At 74.1% G+C, this 19,656-nt stretch carries 21 protein-coding genes; 15 read left to right on the top strand and 6 right to left on the bottom strand.

Annotated elements, in window-relative coordinates:
• Positions 1 to 2: 2 nt before the first annotated feature.
• Both ABD234_RS12535 and ABD234_RS12530 read right to left on the bottom strand, forming a co-directional pair.
• The gene (locus ABD234_RS12535) at positions 3 to 524 is read right to left on the bottom strand and encodes a hypothetical protein (protein WP_038370902.1); all 522 of its coding nucleotides are present in this window, start codon (positions 522 to 524) and stop codon (positions 3 to 5) included.
• Positions 525 to 673: 149 nt separating this feature from the next.
• On the bottom strand, positions 674 to 1,738 hold the full coding sequence (locus ABD234_RS12530) for a CobW family GTP-binding protein (RefSeq protein WP_344356653.1): 1,065 nt from the start codon (positions 1,736 to 1,738) through the stop codon (positions 674 to 676).
• A 273-nt stretch (positions 1,739 to 2,011) separates the two neighbouring features.
• Here ABD234_RS12530 and ABD234_RS12525 point away from each other — a divergent pair, with 273 nt between their 5' ends.
• Together ABD234_RS12525 and ABD234_RS12520 are read left to right on the top strand one after the other, a co-directional pair.
• Positions 2,012 to 2,383 (top strand): YciI family protein, encoded by a 372-nt coding sequence (locus tag ABD234_RS12525; protein WP_038370904.1) that lies wholly within the window; start codon positions 2,012 to 2,014, stop codon positions 2,381 to 2,383.
• Positions 2,380 to 3,735 (top strand): RNA polymerase sigma factor, encoded by a 1,356-nt coding sequence (locus tag ABD234_RS12520; RefSeq protein WP_344356650.1) that lies wholly within the window; start codon positions 2,380 to 2,382, stop codon positions 3,733 to 3,735. The genes ABD234_RS12525 and ABD234_RS12520 overlap by 4 nt, the downstream gene beginning before the upstream one ends.
• A gap of 14 nt (positions 3,736 to 3,749) precedes the next feature.
• Here ABD234_RS12520 and mraY read toward each other — a convergent pair whose 3' ends face one another.
• A complete protein-coding gene (gene mraY, locus ABD234_RS12515; RefSeq protein WP_344356647.1) occupies positions 3,750 to 4,850 on the bottom strand; it encodes a phospho-N-acetylmuramoyl-pentapeptide-transferase in 1,101 nt (366 codons plus the stop codon).
• 205 nt (positions 4,851 to 5,055) lie between these two features.
• Here mraY and ABD234_RS12510 point away from each other — a divergent pair, with 205 nt between their 5' ends.
• Entirely contained in the window at positions 5,056 to 5,904 is an 849-nt protein-coding gene (locus ABD234_RS12510; RefSeq protein ID WP_344356645.1) for an endo alpha-1,4 polygalactosaminidase, read from the top strand.
• A 7-nt stretch (positions 5,905 to 5,911) separates the two neighbouring features.
• On the opposite strand, the gene ABD234_RS12505 is transcribed toward ABD234_RS12510, so the two are convergent.
• Together ABD234_RS12505 and ABD234_RS12500 are read right to left on the bottom strand one after the other, a co-directional pair.
• Positions 5,912 to 6,562 (bottom strand): response regulator, encoded by a 651-nt coding sequence (locus ABD234_RS12505; protein ID WP_038370909.1) that lies wholly within the window; start codon positions 6,560 to 6,562, stop codon positions 5,912 to 5,914.
• On the bottom strand, positions 6,559 to 7,125 hold the full coding sequence (locus ABD234_RS12500) for a hypothetical protein (RefSeq protein ID WP_344356642.1): 567 nt from the start codon (positions 7,123 to 7,125) through the stop codon (positions 6,559 to 6,561). The genes ABD234_RS12505 and ABD234_RS12500 overlap by 4 nt, the downstream gene beginning before the upstream one ends.
• A 132-nt stretch (positions 7,126 to 7,257) precedes the next feature.
• On the opposite strand from ABD234_RS12500, the gene ABD234_RS12495 reads away from it, so the two are divergent.
• The 6 genes from ABD234_RS12495 to ABD234_RS12470 all read left to right on the top strand — a co-directional run bounded on the left by ABD234_RS12495 (position 7,258) and on the right by ABD234_RS12470 (position 13,549).
• Positions 7,258 to 8,412 carry a sensor histidine kinase gene (locus ABD234_RS12495; protein WP_344356641.1) on the top strand — a complete coding sequence of 385 codons (1,155 nt, stop codon included), beginning with the start codon at positions 7,258 to 7,260 and terminating at the stop codon, positions 8,410 to 8,412.
• Between the two features lie 148 nt (positions 8,413 to 8,560).
• Positions 8,561 to 8,833, top strand: coding sequence for an SHOCT domain-containing protein (locus tag ABD234_RS12490; protein ID WP_051486526.1), 273 nt, complete (start codon positions 8,561 to 8,563; stop codon positions 8,831 to 8,833).
• 251 nt (positions 8,834 to 9,084) lie between these two features.
• The gene (locus ABD234_RS12485) at positions 9,085 to 9,273 is read left to right on the top strand and encodes a hypothetical protein (protein WP_038370912.1); all 189 of its coding nucleotides are present in this window, start codon (positions 9,085 to 9,087) and stop codon (positions 9,271 to 9,273) included.
• A 1,671-nt stretch (positions 9,274 to 10,944) separates the two neighbouring features.
• Positions 10,945 to 12,420: a heparan-alpha-glucosaminide N-acetyltransferase domain-containing protein gene (locus tag ABD234_RS12480; RefSeq protein ID WP_344356638.1), complete on the top strand. Its 1,476-nt coding sequence runs from the start codon at positions 10,945 to 10,947 to the stop codon at positions 12,418 to 12,420.
• Between the two features lie 55 nt (positions 12,421 to 12,475).
• On the top strand, positions 12,476 to 13,000 hold the full coding sequence (locus ABD234_RS12475) for a DUF6328 family protein (RefSeq protein ID WP_232226193.1): 525 nt from the start codon (positions 12,476 to 12,478) through the stop codon (positions 12,998 to 13,000).
• A 33-nt stretch (positions 13,001 to 13,033) separates the two neighbouring features.
• Entirely contained in the window at positions 13,034 to 13,549 is a 516-nt protein-coding gene (locus tag ABD234_RS12470) for a hypothetical protein (RefSeq protein ID WP_344356634.1), read from the top strand.
• Between the two features lie 73 nt (positions 13,550 to 13,622).
• Here ABD234_RS12470 and mmuM read toward each other — a convergent pair whose 3' ends face one another.
• Entirely contained in the window at positions 13,623 to 14,654 is a 1,032-nt protein-coding gene (gene mmuM / locus ABD234_RS12465) for a homocysteine S-methyltransferase (protein WP_344356632.1), read from the bottom strand.
• A 128-nt stretch (positions 14,655 to 14,782) separates the two neighbouring features.
• Here mmuM and ABD234_RS12460 point away from each other — a divergent pair, with 128 nt between their 5' ends.
• The 6 genes from ABD234_RS12460 (at position 14,783) to ABD234_RS12435 (ending at position 19,655) form a co-directional block, all read left to right on the top strand.
• Complete coding sequence (locus ABD234_RS12460) at positions 14,783 to 16,318, top strand: amino acid permease (RefSeq protein ID WP_344356630.1); 1,536 nt, start codon at positions 14,783 to 14,785, stop codon at positions 16,316 to 16,318.
• A 166-nt stretch (positions 16,319 to 16,484) separates the two neighbouring features.
• Positions 16,485 to 17,444 carry an endonuclease/exonuclease/phosphatase family protein gene (locus ABD234_RS12455; protein WP_344356628.1) on the top strand — a complete coding sequence of 320 codons (960 nt, stop codon included), beginning with the start codon at positions 16,485 to 16,487 and terminating at the stop codon, positions 17,442 to 17,444.
• 34 nt (positions 17,445 to 17,478) lie between these two features.
• Positions 17,479 to 17,961 (top strand): VOC family protein, encoded by a 483-nt coding sequence (locus ABD234_RS12450; protein WP_344356626.1) that lies wholly within the window; start codon positions 17,479 to 17,481, stop codon positions 17,959 to 17,961.
• Complete coding sequence (locus tag ABD234_RS12445; RefSeq protein WP_344356623.1) at positions 17,952 to 18,311, top strand: DUF1905 domain-containing protein; 360 nt, start codon at positions 17,952 to 17,954, stop codon at positions 18,309 to 18,311. Before ABD234_RS12450 ends, ABD234_RS12445 begins: the two co-directional genes overlap by 10 nt.
• A gap of 80 nt (positions 18,312 to 18,391) precedes the next feature.
• Positions 18,392 to 18,976 carry a TIGR03086 family metal-binding protein gene (locus ABD234_RS12440; RefSeq protein ID WP_344356620.1) on the top strand — a complete coding sequence of 195 codons (585 nt, stop codon included), beginning with the start codon at positions 18,392 to 18,394 and terminating at the stop codon, positions 18,974 to 18,976.
• A 178-nt stretch (positions 18,977 to 19,154) separates the two neighbouring features.
• Positions 19,155 to 19,655: a GNAT family N-acetyltransferase gene (locus tag ABD234_RS12435; protein ID WP_344356617.1), complete on the top strand. Its 501-nt coding sequence runs from the start codon at positions 19,155 to 19,157 to the stop codon at positions 19,653 to 19,655.
• The last annotated feature ends 1 nt before the right edge of the window (position 19,656 follow it).

Raw genomic sequence — 19,656 nt, 5'->3', positions numbered from 1 at the left:
GGTCAGCTGTCGGCGCGGACCAGGGCGCCGTCCTCGACCCGGAACGAGGACTGCAGGGCGTGCGGCTCGCACTCCTCGCCGTTGGGGCTGTTGGTCACGGGCGCCCCGAGCTCCTCGGCCGCGACGGTCCGCTCCCCGGAGGGCCCGGTGAAGACGAGCTCGACGGAGGTCAGCGAGCGCATCCCCATGGGGGCGACGATGACGCTGGTGAACGCGGTGCCGTCCTCGCTCCAGGCCTGCTCGCCGAGCTGCTGGACGCGGACCACCTGCTGGGTGCCGTCGCTCACCCGCAGCGTCGCCGTGGTGGCATCGCCGGCGGCCTCCTCGGAGAAGCGGACGAAGACGCCGTCGTCCGCGCCGATGGCCGTGCAGGCGATGCCCGGCCCCCAGGGGCCCGCGTCCTTCCGCAGCCAGCCGGCGACCCCGGCGCCGCCCAGGGCCAGGCCGAGCACGAACGTGAGCGTGGCGGCGATGACCGTGCGGCGCAGCGAGGCGGGCCGGGCGGGGGCGGCATCGGAGTCCATACTTCAGGGTATGACCGGACATCACCCCTGACGATGGCGAGGGCATAACGATCCGGCCCCGACCCGGCCCGTCGCCGAACCGGTCCCTTGCCGAGCCGGCCCGTCTTCGACCCGGGCCCGTCGCCGTCGGGGCGCGGGGCGCCGGGCCGTCACTCGCTCAGACGCCGGTACCGGTGGAGGCGTCGCACTCCGGGCGCGACCGAGCCCTCGGGCGCCGCGAGCGCCCGCTCCAGGCGTGCGCGGACATCGGCCGCATCCAGGTGCAGCCCGATCGCGACCAGTCCCGGCGTCGAGGCGTCGGCCGCGGCCGGGGCGGGGGTGACGTGCACGTGCCGGCCCACCAGGTTCAGCACGTGGCGGCGCGTGCGCGATCCGCTCGCCACCTCGATGACGCCCTTCATGCGGTAGACGCCCGCCGGCGGGTCCTCGAACAGGTCCAGCACCCGTCCCGGGTCGACCGGCTCCGCGGCGGCGACAGTCACCGCCTCGGCGTGCTCGTGATGGTGCTCCGCCTCGTGCTCGGCCCGCTCCTGGCGGGTGATGGCCGCCAGCGGCAGCTGGCCCTCCGGGTCCTCGTCGCGGGCCACATCGGCCACGAGCGCCGCATCGATGCTGCCGTGCGGCGCCTCGACCACGCTGACCTGCGGGTTGCGGGCGCGGACGCGTTCGGTGATCGCGGCGAGGGTGCTCTCGCGCTCCGAGGCGGGGAGCAGGGCGGTCTTGGTGACGACCACCAGCGAGGCCGCCTCGAAGCGGACCGGGGGCCGGCCCGGGCGGCCGTCGGCCCCGCGCACGTCGACCGTCTCGAAGTAGTGGGTGGCGTCGACGACCTCGATGATCCCGCCGGGCCGGGTGCGCTCGGCGGAGGTGAAGCGGATCAGCCGCGCGACCGCCAGCGGCTCGGCCGCACCGCTGGCCTCGACGATGATCGCGTCCAGACCCAGCCGCGGGTCCGAGAGCTTCTCGAGCGCCTCGTCCAGGCCGCCGTGGTCGGGCAGGCAGCACACGCATCCGCCGGCGATCGAGGCCGCCTCGTCGACCTGGCCGGTGACCAGGGCCGCGTCGACGTTGATGGCGCCGAAGTCGTTGATCACCACGCCGAACCGGGCGCCCGGGGCGCGCAGCAGCGAGTTGAGGACGGTCGTCTTGCCCGCCCCGAGGAACCCGGTCAGGGCGATCACGGGCACGGTGGGGACGTCGGATGCGGCGGGCATCGGATCCTCTCGGGTCGGGTCGGGTCGGGACGGGATGGGACGGGACGGGACGGGACGGGACCGGACGGGTCGGATCGGGCGGGTCGGTCGGATGGGCCGGCACCCACCTTAACGGGAATGGTTCGCAGTCAGCGGGTGTCGTTCCCCGATCGGCCCCGACGGCCCCGCCCGGCCCGGGAGGATCGCCCCGAGGCGATGTGTCGATCCGCGCCGGCCCGTGCGACAGCATGATGAGGACGGCGAGAGACGCCGTCCCTCAGGAGGAGGAATCCCATGGCCCGCTACACCGTGTTCCTGTACAAGCCGTCCGATGCTCCCGAGGTCGATCCCGAGACCCTCGCGGCGCAGCTCGCCGAGCACGACGCCTACGCCCGCGAGATGCTCGAGGAGGGGGTGATGATCTTCGGAAGCCCGCTCGAGGACCACGACGCCACCACCTCGATCCGCGCCGACAGCCTCGTGGACGGGCCGTTCGTCGAGGTCAACGAGGTGATTGTCGGGTTCTACGTCCTCGAGGTCCCCGACCTCGACGCCGCCGTCGCGATCGCGCGCCGCAACCCCATCCTGCACCAGGGCGGCGGGGTCGAGATCCGGCCGATGCCCGGCGAGGACGGCCCCGGCACCGCCGAGGACGCCCCGGCGTGAGCGGTCCCGGCGCACGCCGACCCGGCACGCCGGGCAGCGGCGGCTCCCCTCGCGGTGCCGCCGCTGCGGCGCGCGACGCGGAGGTCGCCGCCGCGGTCGCCGCCGCGCACCGCGAGCACTGGGGCTCCGTGCTCGCCGCGACCGCGGGCCTGACCCGGGACCTCGACCTGGCCGAGGACTGCGTGCAGGAGGCCTTCGTCCAGGCCCTCAGCGCCTGGCGGGAGGACGGCGTCCCCGGCAGCCCCGGCGGCTGGCTCGCCACGACGGCGCGGCGCCGCGCCCTGGACGCCCTGCGCCGCGGCGAGACCCTGCGCCGGAAGCTGCCCCTGCTGGTCTGGGACGAGACGGCCCCGTCGGCGGAGACGGAGGGGGACGCGGAGACGCAGCGGGACGCGCCGGCGGAGGGGGATGCGGCCCGCCCTGCGCGGATCGCCGACGAGGAGCGCGCGGTGGTGCGCGACGAGCAGCTGCGGCTGATCTTCCTCGCCGCGCACCCGGCGCTCGCGCCCGAGGCCCGGGTCGCGCTCACCCTCCGCCTGGTCGGCGGCCTGACCACCGCGCAGATCGCCGCCGCGTTCCTCGTCGGCGAGACCGCCATGGCCGCCCGCCTGACCCGGGCCAAGAAGCGCATCGTGCTCAGCCGCATCCCCTGCCGGGTGCCGGGCGCGGGGGAGATCGACGCCCGCCTGGTCGACGTCCTGGACGTGGTCTCCGTGCTCCTGGCCACGGGGGAGAGGGCCGGCGGCGAGGACGTGCTCGACGCCGCGATGCGGATCCTGGAGGTCCTCGCCGCGCTGCGGCCCCGGCACCCCGAGGTGCAGGGCCTGCTCGCCCAGGCCCTGCTGCTGAAGGCCCGCGCCGCCACCCGTCATGACGCGCGCGGCCGCCCCGTCGCCCTGGCCCAGCAGGATCGCGGGGCCTGGGACCGCGGCCTCGTCGAGCGGGCCGACGCCCTCGTGATCGAGGCGCTCGCCGGCGGCGGGCGCGGCCCCTACCTGCTGCAGGGCGCGATCGCCGCCGCCGTCGCGGTCCCCGCGCGGCATGAGGACGTCGACTGGGAGGAGGTGGTCGCGCTGTACGACGCGCTGCTGGGGCACTGGCCGACGGCCATCGTGCGGCTGGGGCGGATCGTCGCCCTCGGCGAGGCGCGCGGCGCCGCGGCGGCCCTCGCCCAGCTCGAGACGCTCGGGGCGGAGCTCGACGAGCATCGGCCGTTCCATGTGATCCGGGCGGAGCTGCTGGGGCGCATCGGCGCGCACGAGCAGGCGGCCGAGGCGCTGCGCACCGCCCTGGAGCGGCGGGGCCCCGAGGGCGAGTCCGCCCTGCTGCGGGAGCTGGTGCGCGGGGTCTGAGCGCGGCCTCAGCCTCAGGTCGCGACCAGCACCCATTCCCCGTAGAAGAGCCCCATCCCCGCGCCGACGCAGACGGCCGCGATGATCCAGAACCGGATGGAGACCGTCACCTGGTTCCAGCCGAGCTTCTCGAAGTGGTGATGGATGGGCGTCATGAGGAACAGCCGCCGGCCCACGCCGCCGCCGGCGCGCTTGGTGAGCTTGAAGATGCCCACCTGCAGGATCACGGTGACGACCTCGAAGACGAACAGCCCGCCCAGCAGGATCAGCAGCAGCTCGGTGCGGCTGAGGATCGCCAGCCCCGCGAGCGCCCCGCCCAGGCCCAGCGAGCCGGTGTCGCCCATGAACAGGATCGCCGGCGGCGTGTTCCACCACAGGAAGCCGATGCACGCCCCGGCCATGCACGCCGCCACCAGGGCGAGGTCCAGCGGGTCGCGCACCTCGTAGCAGCCGGGCACCACGGCGGCGCGGCAGCTCTGCAGGGACTGCCATATCCCGATCATCGTGTAGGCGACCAGGGCCATGGCGCAGGCGCCGGCGGCCTGCCCGTCCAGGCCGTCGGCCAGGTTCACGCCGTTGCTGGCCGCGGTGATCATGAGGACCACCCAGGCCACCAGCAGGATCGTGCCCAGGATCGCGCCCGCGAAGGCGAGGTCGATCGCGGTGTCCCGCACCACCGAGATCCGGAAGCTCGCCGGGGTGGTGCCGTCGCGCGCGAAGCGGGTCGCCAGCAGCGCGAAGACGACCGCCACCAGCGCCTGGCCCAGCAGCTTCTGCCCGGAGCGCAGCCCCAGGGACCGCTCCCGGCGGATCTTCGTCCAGTCGTCGAGGAAGCCGATGAACCCGACGCCCACCATGAGGAACAGCACCAGCAGGCCGGAGATCGTCGGCGCGTTCCAGGTCGCCAGATGGGCGATCGCGTAGGCGGCGAGGGTCGCGCCGATGATGGCGATGCCGCCCATCTGCGGGGTGCCGCGCTTGCTCTGGTGGCTCTCCGGCCCGTCGACGCGGATGAACTGCGCCCAGCCGCGGCGCTTGGCCAGCCCGGCGTAGTACCGGGTCCCCACGAGGCCGATGATCACGGCGGCGAGGGCGCCCAGGAGGATCAGGCCCACGGCAGCCCCGTCCCGCGGCGGAGCACGACGGGGCGGACGTCGTGGGGATCGCGTTCGCGACAGGGCACGGGCACCTCCTGGAGACCGGGTCAGGGCGTCAATCTACGCCGAGGGCCTGCGCCGACGGGCATGCGTCCTCCCGGCGCGAGGCCGCGGCAGCGGGCCGGGACCGCCGGCGGCGAGGGCCGCGGATATCGTGGGCCGGGTGATCCGAGCCCTGCGCCTCCTCGCCGCGGGCGCCGTCCTGGTGCTCGCCGCCTGCGGGGCGAACGACGCGCCCGCCCTCGACCCCGAGGGCGCTGGCCTGCGGGCCCTGCCCTCCCACGGGGTCTTCGACTACCAGCTGGGCGGTGCCTACGACCCGGGCCCGGGCGGCGGGCCGGAGCGGATCGACGTGGTGGTGCGCGATGCGGGCGAGCCGCCCCTGCCCGGCGCCTACAGCATCTGCTACGTCAACGGCTTCCAGACCCAGCCCGATCAGGCCGCGCTGTGGCAGGAGCGGCCCGAGACCCTGCTGCACGACGACGCGGGCGCCCCGGTGCACGATCCCGACTGGCCCGACGAGATGATCCTGGATCCCTCGAGCCCCGCGCAGCGGGACCGGATCCTCGAGATCATCGGCCCCGAGATCCGCGGCTGCGCTGACGCCGGCTACGACGCCGTCGAGATCGACAACCTGGACACGGCCGCCCGCTTCCCGCAGATCGACCAGGACGGCGCGCTCGCGCTCGCCGCCTCGTACGTCGGGATCGCGCACGAGGAGGGGCTGGCCATCGGCCAGAAGAACGCGGCGGAGCTCTCCGGCCGCGCCCAGGGGGAGCTCGGCTTCGACCTCGCCGTGGTCGAGGAGTGCGGCGCCTACGACGAATGCGCCGCGTACACCGACGTGTACGGCGACCAGGTGCTCCAGGTGGAGTACCCGGACAGCCTCGCCGAGGCGGGCCTGACCTTCGCGCAGGTGTGCGCCCGGGCCGATCGGGCGCCGATGACGATCCTGCGCGACCGCGAGCTGGTCGCGCCCGCGGAGCCGGGATACCGGTACGAGGCCTGCTGAGCCGGTCTCAGGCCAGCCCGGACTGGTAGGCGAACACCACCAGCTGCGCGCGGTCGCGGGCGCCCAGCTTGATCATGGCCCGGCTGACGTGGGTGCGGGCGGTCGCCGGGCTCAGCACCAGGCGATCGGCGATCTCCTGGTTGGTCAGTCCCTGCGCGACCAGGCCCACCACCTCGGCCTCCCGGGCCGTGAGCTGGTCCAGCTGCGGGTGCGGGGAGACGGGGCGCCGCTGCTCGGCGACGAACTCGGCGATCAGGGTGCGGGTGACGCTGGGGGCCAGCAGCGCCCCGCCGTCGACCACGGTGCGGATCGCCTCGAGCAGCCGCGGCGGCGGGGTGTCCTTGAGCAGGAACCCGGAGGCTCCCGCGCGCAGCGCCTCGAAGACGTACTCGTCCCGCTCGAAGGTGGTCAGCACGATCACCCGCACCGCCGCCAGCTCCGGGCGGGCGACGATGCGGCGCGTCGCCTCGAGCCCGTCGATCCCGGGCATGCGGATGTCCATGAGGACCACATCGGGGCGGGCCCGCGCGGCCTCCTCGACCGCGGCCAGGCCATCGGCCGCCTCCCCGACGACCTCGAAGCCGTCCTCGGTCTCCAGCAGGGTGCGCAGGCCGATCCGCACCAGGTCCTGGTCGTCGACCAGCAGCACGCGGATCATCGCCCGCCCCGCTCCCGGCCGCGGCGCCCCCAGGGCTTGATCACCGAGATCGCCGCCGCGAACAGCAGCGCCGCGGTGGAGACGACCGGCGGGTAGATCAGCTGCCGGTCGAACACGAAGCGCGCCGATCCGGCGCCGCCGGCCTCCTGCGATGCCGCGGCGGCCGCGGCGAGCTCCGCCACCGAGGGCACCAGCACCACGATCACGAGCACCGTGAGGACCACCGTCAGCACCAGCTTCACGCCCACCCACCAGTAGCGCAGCAGCCCGTACTTCGACCCCAGCCCCAGCACGATCCCGCTGACCAGCGTCGCGACCGCCGCCGCGACGAGCGGCAGACCGACGAAGACGCCGATCGCCCGGGCCATCACGGCCGATGTCGGGCCATCGGCACGCAGCGCCGTCGCCACCAGGATCCCCAGGACGACGTCCATGCCCAGCCACGTCCCCATCGCCGCGAGATGCACGCTCAGCACCGCCTTGCGGGTGCGGGCGCCGAGGCGGGGGACGGCGCGGCGCGCGGGGCGCGTCGTCGGCATCGTCGGCGTGGTGGTCGTGGACATGACCGGCTCCTTCCGGGAACGGACCCTCAGTATCCGCGGGGCGGCATCGGCGGCGCATACGCTCGCGGACGTATCCCGACGTACGCTCCGAGGGCGGCGCACCGGCCGCCCCCGGCGAGGAGGATCGTGGTCATGACATCTCGCCCGCCCCTGCCGCGCCTGCGCGACGTGGCGCTGGCCCTGGCCATCGGCGTGCTGGTGATGGGATCGCTGCGCTGGACCGGCCGATGGGGCCCGCCCGGGCAGTGGGAGGGAGGGCCGATGCCGCCCGACGGCCCGGCCGGCGCCACGGTCGGGGCCGAGGCGTTCGTCCTGGCCGGGCTGGCGGTCCTCGCGGTGGCGATCCGCCGCTGGCCGCTGCCCGCCTTCGCGCTCGCCGTCCTCGCGACGTCCTCCTATCTCCTGGCGAGCAACCCGTACGGGCCCATCCTGCTGCCGGTGGTCGTCACCTCGTACGGCCTGGGCCGGCACGTCCGGCTGCCGCAGGCGGCGATCGCCGCCGGGGCCGGGATCCTGCTGCTGCTCGCCCATGTGCTGGTGAGCTCCTCGCCGGTGGACGGGCTGGTCGCGGTGCTGCCCGGCTCGGCCTGGGTGGTGGTGCCCTTCAGCATCGGGCTCGCCCGGCGCCTGGTGCGCGAGGCGTCCCGACGCCAGCAGGCCGAGGCCGAGCGCCGCGCCCTGGACGCCGAGCGGCTGCGTCTGGCCTCCGAGGTCCACGACGTCGTCGGCCACGGGCTGGCGGCGATCCAGATGCATGCCGACATCGCCCTGCACGTGCGCGACCGCCGGCCCGAGCAGGCGCACGTGGCCCTCGAGGCCATCAGCCGGGCCAGCGCCGATGCCCTCGCCGAGCTGCGCGCCACCCTCGCCGCGATCGCGCCCGAGGGCGAGCCGGGCGACGACGCCGCCCACGCGCCCACCCCGGGCCTGGACCGGGTGGCGGACCTCTGCGCCCGCATGCGGGAGGCCGGCATCGCCGTGGACCTCGAGATCGCGGGGACCCGGCGGGCCGTGCCGCCGGCGGTCGACGTCGCCGCCTACCGGATCGTGCAGGAATCCCTGACCAACGTCGTCAAGCACGCCTCCGAGCGCCGCGCCGACGTGCGCGTGGCCTATGCCGACGGCGCCGTCGAGCTCGAGGTGACCAACGCCCTGGACGGCGCGGGCGAGGTCCGAGACGGCTTCGGGATCACCGGCATCCGCCGCCGGGTGCGCGACGTGGGCGGGCAGGTCGACATCGGCCCCGGGGCGGGCACGTTCCGCGTCCGGGCGAGCCTGCCCACCTGACCTGACCTGACCTGACCTGACCTGACCTGGCCTGGCCTGGGCTGCCGGGACTGCGTCCGGGGACGTAGTGCAGGTGCCGCTCCTGGGCCGATGGGCGTTGGCGTTCTCGCGGCGAGAGTGGACGCACCATCGACCGAGAGGACACGTCATGCTCACCGACGCACTGACCCTGATCACCGCCTACGGCCCCCACTGGGGAGACGGATCCGGCCCCGGCCCCGTCTTCTTCCCGCTCATCCCCATCGTGTTCTGGCTGCTCGTGATCGCCGGCGTGATCACGGCGATCGTGCTGCGGGGCCGCCGCGCACGCTCCGCCCCGCGCCGCGAGGCGGAGACCCGGCTCGCCACCCGTTTCGCCGCCGGCGAGATCGACGAGGACGAGTTCCGCACCCGCCGCGCCGTGCTGCGCGAGAAGGGCTGACCCGGGCCGCCCGGCTGCCCGCCCGCCCGTCGGCGCCCTACCGAAAGTCACCCTGGCTTCCCTCTGAGACCCCTGGATGGAAGCCAGGGTGACTTTCTGGCTGCACGCGGCACACCGCAGGCGCCGGCCGGGTCGGCTGATGTCGGTAGCCGGCGGGCGGGTCGGGACGGCTTATCCACAATCCGTTCGAACGTGTGGCGGCGGTGCTCGCGGACGACCACCCTGGAGGTGGCCGAAGGAGAGGAATCGCCATGGGACTGTTCGACCCCACCCCGGAGGACCATCGGGACTACGCCATCCGCGAGGCCCTGCGGGAGCATGCGATCCTCGACCGGCTCGACCCCGACGGCCCCGAGGACCGCCGCCCCTGGTGGATCGACCAGCAGGAATGGGAGGCGTGCGTGCGCCGGTTCCGCGAGGACTACGACCTGGAGGAATGATTCCGATGCGTACGCGGAGCAGTCCCGTACGGGCGGGATGGTCGCCTGCGTGCTGCAGTCCGCCGCCCGGTATGAACTTCGCCGGATCGGCGTCCGCACCAGAGGGTGCCTCGCCTCGTCCAGGGCCCGCGGGGTAAATCCTGGCCCGCATAGCACCTACTCCGACTGGTTGCTCGAACGGATCCACCGGCTGTACACCGGGTGCGCGTCCGTGCAGCCCATCGCCGAGCAGCTGACCACTGAGGGCATCTCCACCTCGAAGGGCGGCGCCTTGCACGCCTCGATCGTCAGGTCGATGCGCCAAGCCGAGCGGATGGGTGAGCGGATCGGCTGGCCCATGAGGCCGGGGACATCGCGAATCGATGAGTGCCGGCGCTCGCCCGTCTGGCCACTGGCCTACTGTCATCGAAGGCTCGAATGTCGGTCTGCCCGTGCATCGTGGTCCACGGTGTGTGCGATCAACTGGATGGAGATGGTGATGCAGGTGTTGGAGTCGGTAGCGGCCGTGGTGACTGCGGGAGCCACGGTGCTTCTGGCCATATACGCGTACTCAACGGCGAAGGCGGCAAAGGACACGTTGATGGAGTCCCGTAAGGCTTCGAAGCTATCAGCGCGCCCCTACGTCTCGGTTGCCGTTCTACCCGGGCTGCAAGGAACCGGGAGGTGGGATCTTGTGCTGGAGAACACGGGGCGATCGTTGGCGCGCGATGTGAGAGTCAAGTTGCTGGACGGGGTGAAGCCACTCGAAGGCGGTGTGATCGGTGATGATCTAACGCGATGGCTTTCTCAGCCGCACACTCTCGCGCCGGGCGCGCGCATTCGAATCATGTGGAGATGGAACGAAGGCCGGGAAGGTTCAAGCGCCCAGGCCGATGGGATGCCCTCGCGATCTCGAGTCGCTCTCTCTTATCGCTCGACCGATGGTACGGAGGTCTACGGTGCGGGAGAAGTTTACGAGATTGAAACTGATCTATTTGGCAAGGCGTCTCCTGCTCCGCAACAGGGGAGCCGAGTGGGTCCGTCTCCTTCCGAGAGTCAGCAGACCAGGGCCTTGAAGAACATTGACCGCGCGATCCGAGCCCTGAACACGCATGTGGGCGAACTGCGGCGGTAGTCTTCGAGGCAGCGTCGGTGAGATCGGCGGCGCCTGCGGCGGCCGGAAGCTTGCTCTCCTACACCGGAATCTCCCGCCCCTCCGATCCGTCGTCGACTGGCGGCACGACGGGTAGGTCCTCGCCGGTTGCCGAGTGCCCTCGTCGCCTCTCGTGCGCATGGTCCTGTTCGCTACGTCGTCTCCGACTCTGGGCGCTTCTCGTGGGTGCCCTGCAGCCGCCGGACGGGCCGTCCAGCACGTACATGCCGGTGCGATTGAGGCTGATGCGCAGCATATTGCCGTCGTCGCGTCGGACCGTCTTGGGTTCGGGTCACCGGGCGCGTTTTCTCGTCGCCCCCGCTTGCGCGTTGGTCGTATGCGATCTGCGGATACCGCTGTGACCTGTGGTGGGGCCACGGTCCTCCCCATCCTGGAGGAGTGATGCCGCCCCTGCGGCGCCAGCTGCGGCGCCATCCCCCGGTCTGACCGGGAGGTCACCGCCCAGGGGGAGGCGACGGCTCGAGCTCGCGACCCGCGCCGGACGCGGGCACGGCGGCTGCGGGAGGAGGCTCGAGGCCATGACGTCCCGTACTCCTGCCAGGCCGTTCCACGCACCGCGCCCCGCCCTCGAGCGGACCGCCGTCCTGCCCCGGCTGCTGCCCGCGACCGCCCGACCTGCGCCCTGGGGCCCGTCCGCGTCGACGGCCGCTCCCCGCCGCCGTGACCTCCCTGCGGGGACCGCGGGCCGCGAGATCGCCGACGGGGGAGCCGGCTCCGGCGGGGTCGCGATCCGCGGGACCGGCGACGTCGCTGCCGGAGCTAAAGCCGCCGCCGAGCAGGGCGGGGCCGACCGGGGGAGCGGCGGCGGCATCGGCCGCCTCGAGTCCCTCGACCTCGTGCGGCTGCTCGCCATCCTCGGGATGATGGCCGCCCACCTCCTCGCGCCGCTGGCGATGGTCGGCGCCGACGGGCTGCAGGGGGCGACGGCGCGGGTCGCGAGCGTGCTGACCGAGGGGCCCGCGTCCGCGACCTTCGCGGTGGTCGGCGGGTTCAGCCTGGTGCTGGCCTCCCGCGGCCGGCTGCTCGCCGGGGACCGTCGCGGCGCCGTCCTCGCCGGAGTGCTGCGCGGGGCGCTCGTGGCCGGCATCGGCCTGGTGCTCGGGTTCGTGCCCACCTCCGTCGTCGTGGTGCTGGTGCCCTTCGGCATCGGCATGATGATCACGGCGCCCCTGCTGCTGGTGCGCAGCCGATGGCTGATCGCGATCGCCGCCGTGCTCACCGCCGGCGGCGGGTACCTCAACGCGCTGGTCCGCTCGAGCCTCGGCCAGGTGCAGGAGGTCGGCGCGATCACCCCGCTGAACCTCGCCGAGCCCGTCGTGCTGCTCCGCGGCCTCGCCCTGACCGGCATGTACCCGCTGGTCACCTGGCTGTCGTACCTGCTGCTCGGCGTCGTCCTGATGCGCTCGCTGCTCACGGCCATCGAGGACGGACGCGCCCGCCGGTGGTCCGCGCGCGCCCTCGGCATCGCAGCCGCGGTCGCGACGGCGACCTACGGGCTCTCCGCCCTCGCCGGTGCCTGGGCCATCGGCCACGGGGTGGACCCGCTGGCCGTGAGCCTGCACGGCTTCGGCGCCCCGGTCCTCCCGGAGGCCTGGGCCCTCGCCGTGGCCGCCCCGCACAGCGGCTCCCCGGCCGACATGATCGCGACCGCCTCGGTCGCCGTCGCCCTCATCGGCGCCATGACGCTGCTCGTGCCGCCGGGCCGTCATCTGCGCGAGGCCATCGGCCGCACGCTGCGCACCGCGGGCGCCGCGCCGCTGACCATCTACACGGTGCACGTGATCCTCACCGGCGTCGCGCTCGTCGTCGCGATGCTGTCCGATCCCGAGGGCGGGTTCCTGACGATGCCCTGGTACGTCGCGGGCCTCGGCGTGTTCGCCGTGCACGTCTCGATCGCCCTCGGGATCGGCGCCGCGCTCGCGCGGAGCGGGAGGCGCGGACCGCTCGAGGCGGCGCTCAGCGGAGCCGTCCGCCGAGGCGTCCCGCAGCGGTGACGTCGGCATGCCGTGATCGCTCGCGGTCCTCGCCCCGCGCTCCTACACTGCAGCCATGAACGCGGATCCGAAGGACTCCTCGCCCCAGGACCCTCCGCTGTCGGAGGCGGACGGCCCCACCGACTACGCGCGCCATGAGACGAGAGCCGCGCAGCTGGACCGCAACTGGAACGAGATCCTCCAGGAGATCCGCGTGCTGCAGACCGGATCGCAGATCGTCGCGGCCTTCCTCATCGTGCTGCCGTTCCAGTCGCGGTTCGAGATCCTCGACGCCTTCCAGGTGGGCTGGTACCTCGGACTGCTGGTGCTCGCCCTGCTGATCGTCGCCCTCCTGCTGGCTCCGGTGAGCATGCATCGCAGCCTGTTCCGCCGGCGGGTCAAGGACGACATCGTCACCGCCTCGAACCGCATCGTGAAGCTCGCCCTGGTCATGCTGGGGCTGCTGCTGGCCGGGGTCGTCCTGCTGATCTTCGACGTGGTGGTGGGGCGCGGCGCAGGCATCGCGGCCGGCGCCGTGCTGCTCACCATCGTGCTGTGCCTGCAGGTCGTGTACCCGCGGGTGATGGTCGCCCGGAGCTGAGAGCGGCGGCCAGGGGCCGGTAACCTCGCGGGCATGGGTACGCCACCGCTCGTGATCGGATCCGCCCAGGGCAGGCCGATGCCGACCCTGCCGACGACGGAGATCGGGCTGCGGCGCCTCGGGTCGGCGGCGCTGGGCGGCGGCGCGGTCGTCCTCGTCCTCGCCGCGACCGGCGTGGCCGTCGTCCTCGAGGGCACGGCGCCGCTCACCGCGCTGATCGCGGTGGCGCTGCTGATCGCGTGCGCGGCGCCGATGATCCTCACCGGCTGGCGCGTCCTGCGTGCCGTGCACGCGGCACAGGGCGGTCCCGTCCACATCGCCCCGCCCTACGCCTTCCGCGTCGAGAAGGACGAGATCATCTTCCCGCCCTGGTACCGCGGCCGCGGCGAGGTCTGGCTGCTCTCGCAGACCACCCTCCGGAGCCTCCGGACCCGCCGCGGCGCCGTCCTCGAGATGCGGGCTCCTCAGCGTCGACCGCGCCGCTTCTCCCAGTCCGCCCTGGCGCTGCCCGTCGAGGACGTGATCGCCCAGGTCGAGGCTCGCCGCTGAGCCATGCCCGGATCACGAGGCATGCCCGGATCATGCGTGCCCGGATCAAGAGGCGTGCCCGGATCGGCACGCCTCAGCCGGCGGACGGGCCCTGCTGCTGCGCCACAGCTCCCGCGACCCGGGCGATCTGCGCCGGCCCCACCCGGCAGCAGCCGCCGATCAGCCGGGCTCCCGCCGCCGCCAGCTGCGGGACCGCCCCCGGAAGATCCGCGCCCGGCTCCCCGGGCAGCCAGCGGCGATGCACCTGGTCCCACACCTCGCCGCTGTTGGGGTACGCCAGCAGCGGCACGTCCAGCTCCTCCGCCAGGATCCGCAGCGCCGCCACCGCATCGGGCACCGGACAGCAGTTCACGCCGACGGCGACCAGAGAGCTACCCCGCAGCACCCGGGCCGCCTCGCGCAGGTCCGTGCCGTCGCCGAGGGCGCCCTCGCGCACCGTCATGCTCAGCATCGCCGGAACGCGAAGGCCCTCGAGCTCGCCGGCCAGCGCCTCCACCTCGCGGATGCTGGGCACCGTCTCGGCCAGCAGCACGTCCGCGGCGGTGTCCGCGAGGATCTCCAGCCGCGGCCGATGCCAGGCCGCGAGCTCCCGCGCGCTGAGCCCGTAGGCGCCGTCGTACTCCGTGCCCGCGCCGGGACCCGCTCCGTAGGGGCCGATGGACGCCGCGACGAGGCGGAGCGCGGACCCGCGGACCGCCGGCGCCGCACCGGGGTCCCCGTCGCCGCGGGAGCCCTCGGCCCGGGCATCGCCGTCGGTCCCGGCAGCGGCCGGGGCGTCGGCGGCCTGCCGGGCGAGGTCCACGCTGGCCCGCAGCAGCTGCTCGAGCTCCGCCGGGGCGGCTCCCGCGCGCGCCAGGCCATCGGCGGTGACCTGGTACGAGCAGCTCGTCGCCACTTGCGCGCCCGCGGCGAAGAAGTCCGCGTGCGCGGCGCGGACCTCCTCCGGGCGCTCCCGGAGGATCTGCGCCGACCACAGCTCTCCGGTGACGTCCAGCCCCCGATCGGCCAGATGGGTGCCCAGCCCGCCGTCCAGCACCCGCGGCGGAGCGCTGCGATCGGCGAGGACATCGGCGAAGGACGGGGCGGAGGGCGCAGCGGGATTCACCGTTCGAGGGTACGGCCGCGCCGCGCCGTCCCGCGGCCGCCGACGCCCGCATGAACGCGGATGACACGGCGCGGCGCACGCCGCCGCGCCCCCGGTACCGTTCCTCCGTTCCCGACCCAGGAGGCGCCATGGCCCGCCCCGATGCACCCCACGGCGCCGCCGGCGCCCCCGCCGCCGCCGACGCCCCCGCCGCCGCTGGCGCCCCTGCCGTCCCCGGCGCCCCTGCCGCGCTCGTCGCCGAGCCCGCCCACGACCCATCGGCCGCAGCGCCGGAGGCGGGGGAGGGCGAGCTGCGCTCCGGCCTGCGCCGCACCATGGCCTCGCGCCACCTGGTGATGATCGCCCTCGGCGGCGTGATCGGCTCGGGGCTGTTCGTCTCCTCCGGGTACACGATCTCGCAGGCCGGCCCGCTGGGCGCCGTGCTCGCGTACGTGATCGGCGCCCTGGTGGCCTACATGGTGATGGCGAGCCTCGGGGAGCTGTCCGCGAAGCACCCGGTGGCCGGCGGCTTCCACGCTCACGCCACGCGGAACCTGGGCCCGGCCTGGGGCTTCGCGACCGCGTGGCTGTATTGGCTGTGCTGGGCGGTGGCGCTGGGCAGCGAGTTCACGGCCGCCGGCATCCTCATGCAGCGCTGGTTCCCCGGCGTCGACGTGTGGGTGTGGTGCCTGGTCTTCGCGTCGCTGCTGTTCGCGATGAACGCGGTCTCCTCCCGGGTGTTCGCCGAGACGGAGTTCTGGTTCTCCCTGGTCAAGGTCGCCGCCGTGGTGGCGATCATCGTCGTCGGCGCTGCGACGATCCTCGGCATCAACCCGGTCGCGGAGGCCGGCACCGGGGGACTGGGCGGCTTCGTCACCGACGAGGGACTGTTCCCCCGCGGGGCAACGGGCGTCCTGGTCACCGTGCTGGCCGTGTTCTACGCCTTCAGCGGCACCGAGCTGATCGGCGTCGCCGCCGGCGAGGCGCGGGACCCCGAGCGCACGATCCCGCGGGCGATCCGCACCGCCGTGATCCGCCTGGCCGTCTTCTTCATCGGCGCGATCGCCGTGATCGCCGCCCTGGTCCCCTTCGAGACCGCCGGCACCGACGAGAGCCCCTTCGTCACCGTGCTGGACCGTGCGGGCCTGCCCGCCGGCGGCGACCTCATGAACTTCGTGATCATCACGGCGCTGCTCTCGGCCGGGAACTCCGGCCTGTACTCCTGCGCGCGGATGCTCCACTCCCTGGGCGCCGAGGGGCAGGCGCCGCGCTGGCTCTCGCGCACCACCGGCCGCGGCATCCCCCTGATCGCCCTGTCGCTGTCGATGCTGGGCGGCCTCGCCTCCCTGCTCACCAGCGTGATCGCCCCGGGCAGCCTCTTCCTGGCGCTCGTGTCCATCGCCGGGTTCGCGGTGGTGGCGGTGTGGATCATCATCTGCGCCTCGCACCTGGGCTTCCGCCGCCGGTACCGGCGCGACGGCGGCGACCTGGCCGACCTCCCGTACCGGGCGCCCCTGTTCCCGGTGCTGCCGATCATCGCGCTGGTCCTGCTGGGCGCCTCGCTCATCGGCGTCGCCCTGGACCCGGCGCAGCGGGCCGCCCTCTGGTGCGGGGTGCCGTTCACCCTCGCCTGCCTGGCCTGGTTCCGCCTGCGCCACGGGCCCGGGGTCTTCTCGCCGCGCTGAGTCCTGCCGATCCCGGGCCGAGGGGGCCGGGCAGAGGGGGCGCCGCGCCGCCGGCGTCTGACCGGCGGGTGACCATCGGATGCCGGGACGGTGACGTGCGATGACGCGGCGGGAGCGCTCTCCTAGAGTGCAGGAGCCCCGTCCTCCCGACCCCAGGAGAACCCCCGTGACCTCCCCTCTCGCCCGTCGCACCCTCATCGCCGGCCTCGGCGGCGCCGCCATCGGCACCGCCGCGCTCGCTGCCGTCGCCGCTCCCGCCGGCGCCGCCCCGGTCCCCGCCCGCGGAGGCGGCGCCGCCCTCATCGGGAAGGCGAAGCGGGACCGCCTGCACATCATGAGCTTCAACATCCGCTACGACCGCTCGCGCACCGGCGACACCCAGCCGGGCGACCCCGATCACTGGCCGGACCGCGAGCCCATCCTCATCGACCTCCTCGAGCGCGAGCAGCCCACCGTGCTGGGCGTGCAGGAGGCGCTGTACCACCAGATGGCCGCCGTCGAGAAGGCCCTGCCCGGCCACCGCATGGTCGGCTTCGGCCGCGAGGGCGGCAGCGCCGGCGAGTACTCCGCGATCTTCTACGACACCGCCCGCCTCGAGGTCCTGGCCTGGGACCAGTTCTGGCTCTCCGACACCCCCGACGTGATCGGCTCCGCCACCTGGGGCAACACCGTCACCCGCATCGTCGTGTGGGCGCGGCTGCGCGACCTGGCCAGCGGCACGGAGTTCGCGGTGATCAACACCCACTTCGACCACCGGTCCGAGCCCGCGCGCATCAAGAGCGCCCAGGCCATGATCGACCTGTTCGAGGGCGGCGAGCTCGACCAGCTGCCCACCATCGTCACCGGCGACTTCAACTCCGTCGCCCACGACTCCGGCGCCTACACCACCCTGGTCGCCGACGGCCCGACCCTCGACACCTGGGACACCGCGGGCGAGCAGCTCACCCCCGCCTGGGGCACCTTCCCCGGGTACGAGGATCCCGTCGAGGGCGGCAGCCGCATCGACTGGGTGCTCGCCACCGGCGACGTCACGGTCCACCAGGCCGCCATCAACGTCCACCGCGACAAGGACGGCTCCTACCCCTCCGACCACGCCCCCGTGCAGGCGCTCGTCCAGCTGCCCTGACCCGTCCCGGCGCGGCGGCCGATAGTCTCCCCCGATGACCGGGAAACCCAGGACCGAGGACGCCGCGCCGGTGCGCCGCATCGACCACGTCGCGATCGCGGCGCATGACGCCGACGCGGCCGCGCAGTACTACGAGGGCACCCTCGGCATGCGGCGGGTGCGGGACGAGGAGGTCGCCGAGACCGGCTCGCGGCTGGTGTGGCTGGAACCGGTGGGCATGCCCGCCGGCGGGGCGCGCTTCCAGATCGTGCAGCCCCTGCGCGACGGCCCCGTGGCCGAGTTCCTCTCCCTCCGCGGCGAGGGGCTGCACCACGTGTGCTTCGCCGTGGACGACGCGGCGGCCTTCCTCGCCGAGCGCGGCGAGGAGGAGTCGGCCCTGTTCGCCGGCGGGTTCGGCCTGCCGTGCGCCTTCCTCGGATCCGCACCGGAGGGCATGGCCGTGGAGATCGTCGAGCCCGCGCCCGGGGCGCAGGCTTCCCCCATCGACCCCGTCGGAGCGGAGCACCCATGGACCTGACCTTCGTCACCGCCCTCGTGTCCTGGCGCGGGCCGGCCCCCTTCGTCTTCGCCCCGGCGCCGGAGGACGCGGCCGATGAGATCGCCGATGTCGCCGCGCGCCTCACCTACGGCTGGGGCGCGATCCCGGCGACCGTGCGGCTCACCGCCCTCGACGGCGGCGAGGGGACGGACTCCGGCGGGGACGCGGCGGACGCCCCGCCCGAGGACGCCGGCATCGCCTACACCACCTCGCTGTTCCCGCGCGAGGGCACCTACTTCGTGCCCGTGAAGGTCGCCGTGCAGCGCGCCGCCGGCGTCGGCGTCGGGGACCGCGTGCGCATCGACCTCCACCTCGAGCTGCGGCGCTGATCCCGTCCGATTCGTCCGTTGTGCCCCGCAGCTCCGATCCGGGCGATACCCTGCGAGCACCGACGACCGAGGAGCCGACCATGTTCGATCTGACGGCGAGCGCCGACCGCGCGGCGGCCCTGGTGGCAGGCGTCTTCGACGCCCAGCTCGAGGACCCCACCCCGTGCCCCGAGATGCGGGTGCGCGAGCTCGTCGCGCACCTGCACGGCCTGGCGATCGCCTTCGGCGACGCCGCCGCCAAGGTCGACGGCCCCACCACCCGCACCCCGCCGGACCCCGCCGCCTCCGTCCTCGCCCCGGACTGGCGCGAGGCCGCCCCGGCGGCCCTCGCCGCGCTGGGCCGCGCCTGGCAGGATCCCGCCGCTTGGGAGGGGATGACGGCCGCCGGCGGCGTGGAGATGCCCGCAGAGGTGACCGCCATGGTCGCCCTCGACGAGCTCGTCCTGCACAGCTGGGACCTCGCCGTCGCCACCGGCCAGAGCTTCGATCCCGACCCCGCCGCCCTCGACATCGCCGAGCAGTTCTGCGCGGACATCGGCGAGGACCCGGCCGAGCGGGCGGGGCTGTTCGGCCCGCGAGTCCCCGTCCCCGAGGGCTCCGGACAGCTGGACCGCGTGCTGGGGCTCTCGGGCCGCGATCCGTTCTGGACCCCGCCGGAGGACTGACGCGCAGCGACCCGGCGCGGCGGGCGCCGTGGATGCCGTCCCTGCCGTGCCACGACATCAGGAGGATGAGGCCATGGACGTCTCGAGGTGCACCGTATCCCCGCTCGACTCCTCGACCTGGCCCGCGTACGAAGCGGCGGTTCGTGAGGCGGGAGGCATGCCTGCGGGGTGCTGGTGCATGGCCTTCCATCCCGAAGGCGCGGCGATGGCCGGGCGCGGCGCGGACGCCGAGCTCAACTGCGCACGCCGCCGGGCGAAGGTCGAGGAGGGGACCACGCGAGCCGCCCTCGTCCTCGACGGCGAGCGATGCGTGGGGTGGTGCCAGTACGGCACGCCGGACGAACTGCCTCGGATCAAGAACCGCGTCGCGTACGAGAAGACCGTCGAGAAACTGCCGGACTGGCGCATCGGGTGCTGCTACGTCACCAAGCCCTCCCGTCGGCACGGCGTCAGCGAGATCGCGCTGCGCGGCGCACTGGACCTGATCGCCCGCGCCGGAGGCGGGGTGGTCGAGGGGTATCCGGAACCGGCGGACCAGGTCCCGGCGGGATTCCTGTTCCACGGCTCCCTCGGCACCTTCGAACGGCTCGGCTTCACGCGCACCCGGCAGATCGGCAAGCATCGATGGGTCGTGACGCGCCAGGTCGACCCCGCCCCGCCGGCTGCCGGCGCGCCCTGAC

This window comes from Brachybacterium phenoliresistens, from assembly GCF_039530785.1.
Taxonomy (GTDB): Bacteria; Actinomycetota; Actinomycetes; order Actinomycetales; family Dermabacteraceae; genus Brachybacterium; species Brachybacterium phenoliresistens.
Note: the sequence above shows the minus strand (reverse complement) of the source record. Positions and strands in the feature narration are given on the sequence as shown.

Excerpts from the sequence above, each read along its gene's own strand:
- ABD234_RS12535 (WP_038370902.1), bottom strand. The coding sequence starts at position 524 with ATGGACTCCGATGCCGCCCCCGCCCGGCCCGCCTCGCTGCGCCGCACG.
- ABD234_RS12530 (WP_344356653.1), bottom strand. The coding sequence starts at position 1,738 with ATGCCCGCCGCATCCGACGTCCCCACCGTGCCCGTGATCGCCCTGACC.
- ABD234_RS12525 (WP_038370904.1), top strand. The coding sequence starts at position 2,012 with ATGGCCCGCTACACCGTGTTCCTGTACAAGCCGTCCGATGCTCCCGAG.
- ABD234_RS12505 (WP_038370909.1), bottom strand. The coding sequence starts at position 6,562 with ATGATCCGCGTGCTGCTGGTCGACGACCAGGACCTGGTGCGGATCGGC.
- ABD234_RS12500 (WP_344356642.1), bottom strand. The coding sequence starts at position 7,125 with ATGTCCACGACCACCACGCCGACGATGCCGACGACGCGCCCCGCGCGC.
- ABD234_RS12495 (WP_344356641.1), top strand. The coding sequence starts at position 7,258 with ATGACATCTCGCCCGCCCCTGCCGCGCCTGCGCGACGTGGCGCTGGCC.
- ABD234_RS12490 (WP_051486526.1), top strand. The coding sequence starts at position 8,561 with ATGCTCACCGACGCACTGACCCTGATCACCGCCTACGGCCCCCACTGG.
- ABD234_RS12485 (WP_038370912.1), top strand. The coding sequence starts at position 9,085 with ATGGGACTGTTCGACCCCACCCCGGAGGACCATCGGGACTACGCCATC.
- ABD234_RS12480 (WP_344356638.1), top strand. The coding sequence starts at position 10,945 with ATGACGTCCCGTACTCCTGCCAGGCCGTTCCACGCACCGCGCCCCGCC.
- ABD234_RS12475 (WP_232226193.1), top strand. The coding sequence starts at position 12,476 with ATGAACGCGGATCCGAAGGACTCCTCGCCCCAGGACCCTCCGCTGTCG.
- ABD234_RS12470 (WP_344356634.1), top strand. The coding sequence starts at position 13,034 with ATGGGTACGCCACCGCTCGTGATCGGATCCGCCCAGGGCAGGCCGATG.
- ABD234_RS12460 (WP_344356630.1), top strand. The coding sequence starts at position 14,783 with ATGGCCCGCCCCGATGCACCCCACGGCGCCGCCGGCGCCCCCGCCGCC.
- ABD234_RS12450 (WP_344356626.1), top strand. The coding sequence starts at position 17,479 with ATGACCGGGAAACCCAGGACCGAGGACGCCGCGCCGGTGCGCCGCATC.
- ABD234_RS12445 (WP_344356623.1), top strand. The coding sequence starts at position 17,952 with ATGGACCTGACCTTCGTCACCGCCCTCGTGTCCTGGCGCGGGCCGGCC.
- ABD234_RS12440 (WP_344356620.1), top strand. The coding sequence starts at position 18,392 with ATGTTCGATCTGACGGCGAGCGCCGACCGCGCGGCGGCCCTGGTGGCA.
- ABD234_RS12435 (WP_344356617.1), top strand. The coding sequence starts at position 19,155 with ATGGCCTTCCATCCCGAAGGCGCGGCGATGGCCGGGCGCGGCGCGGAC.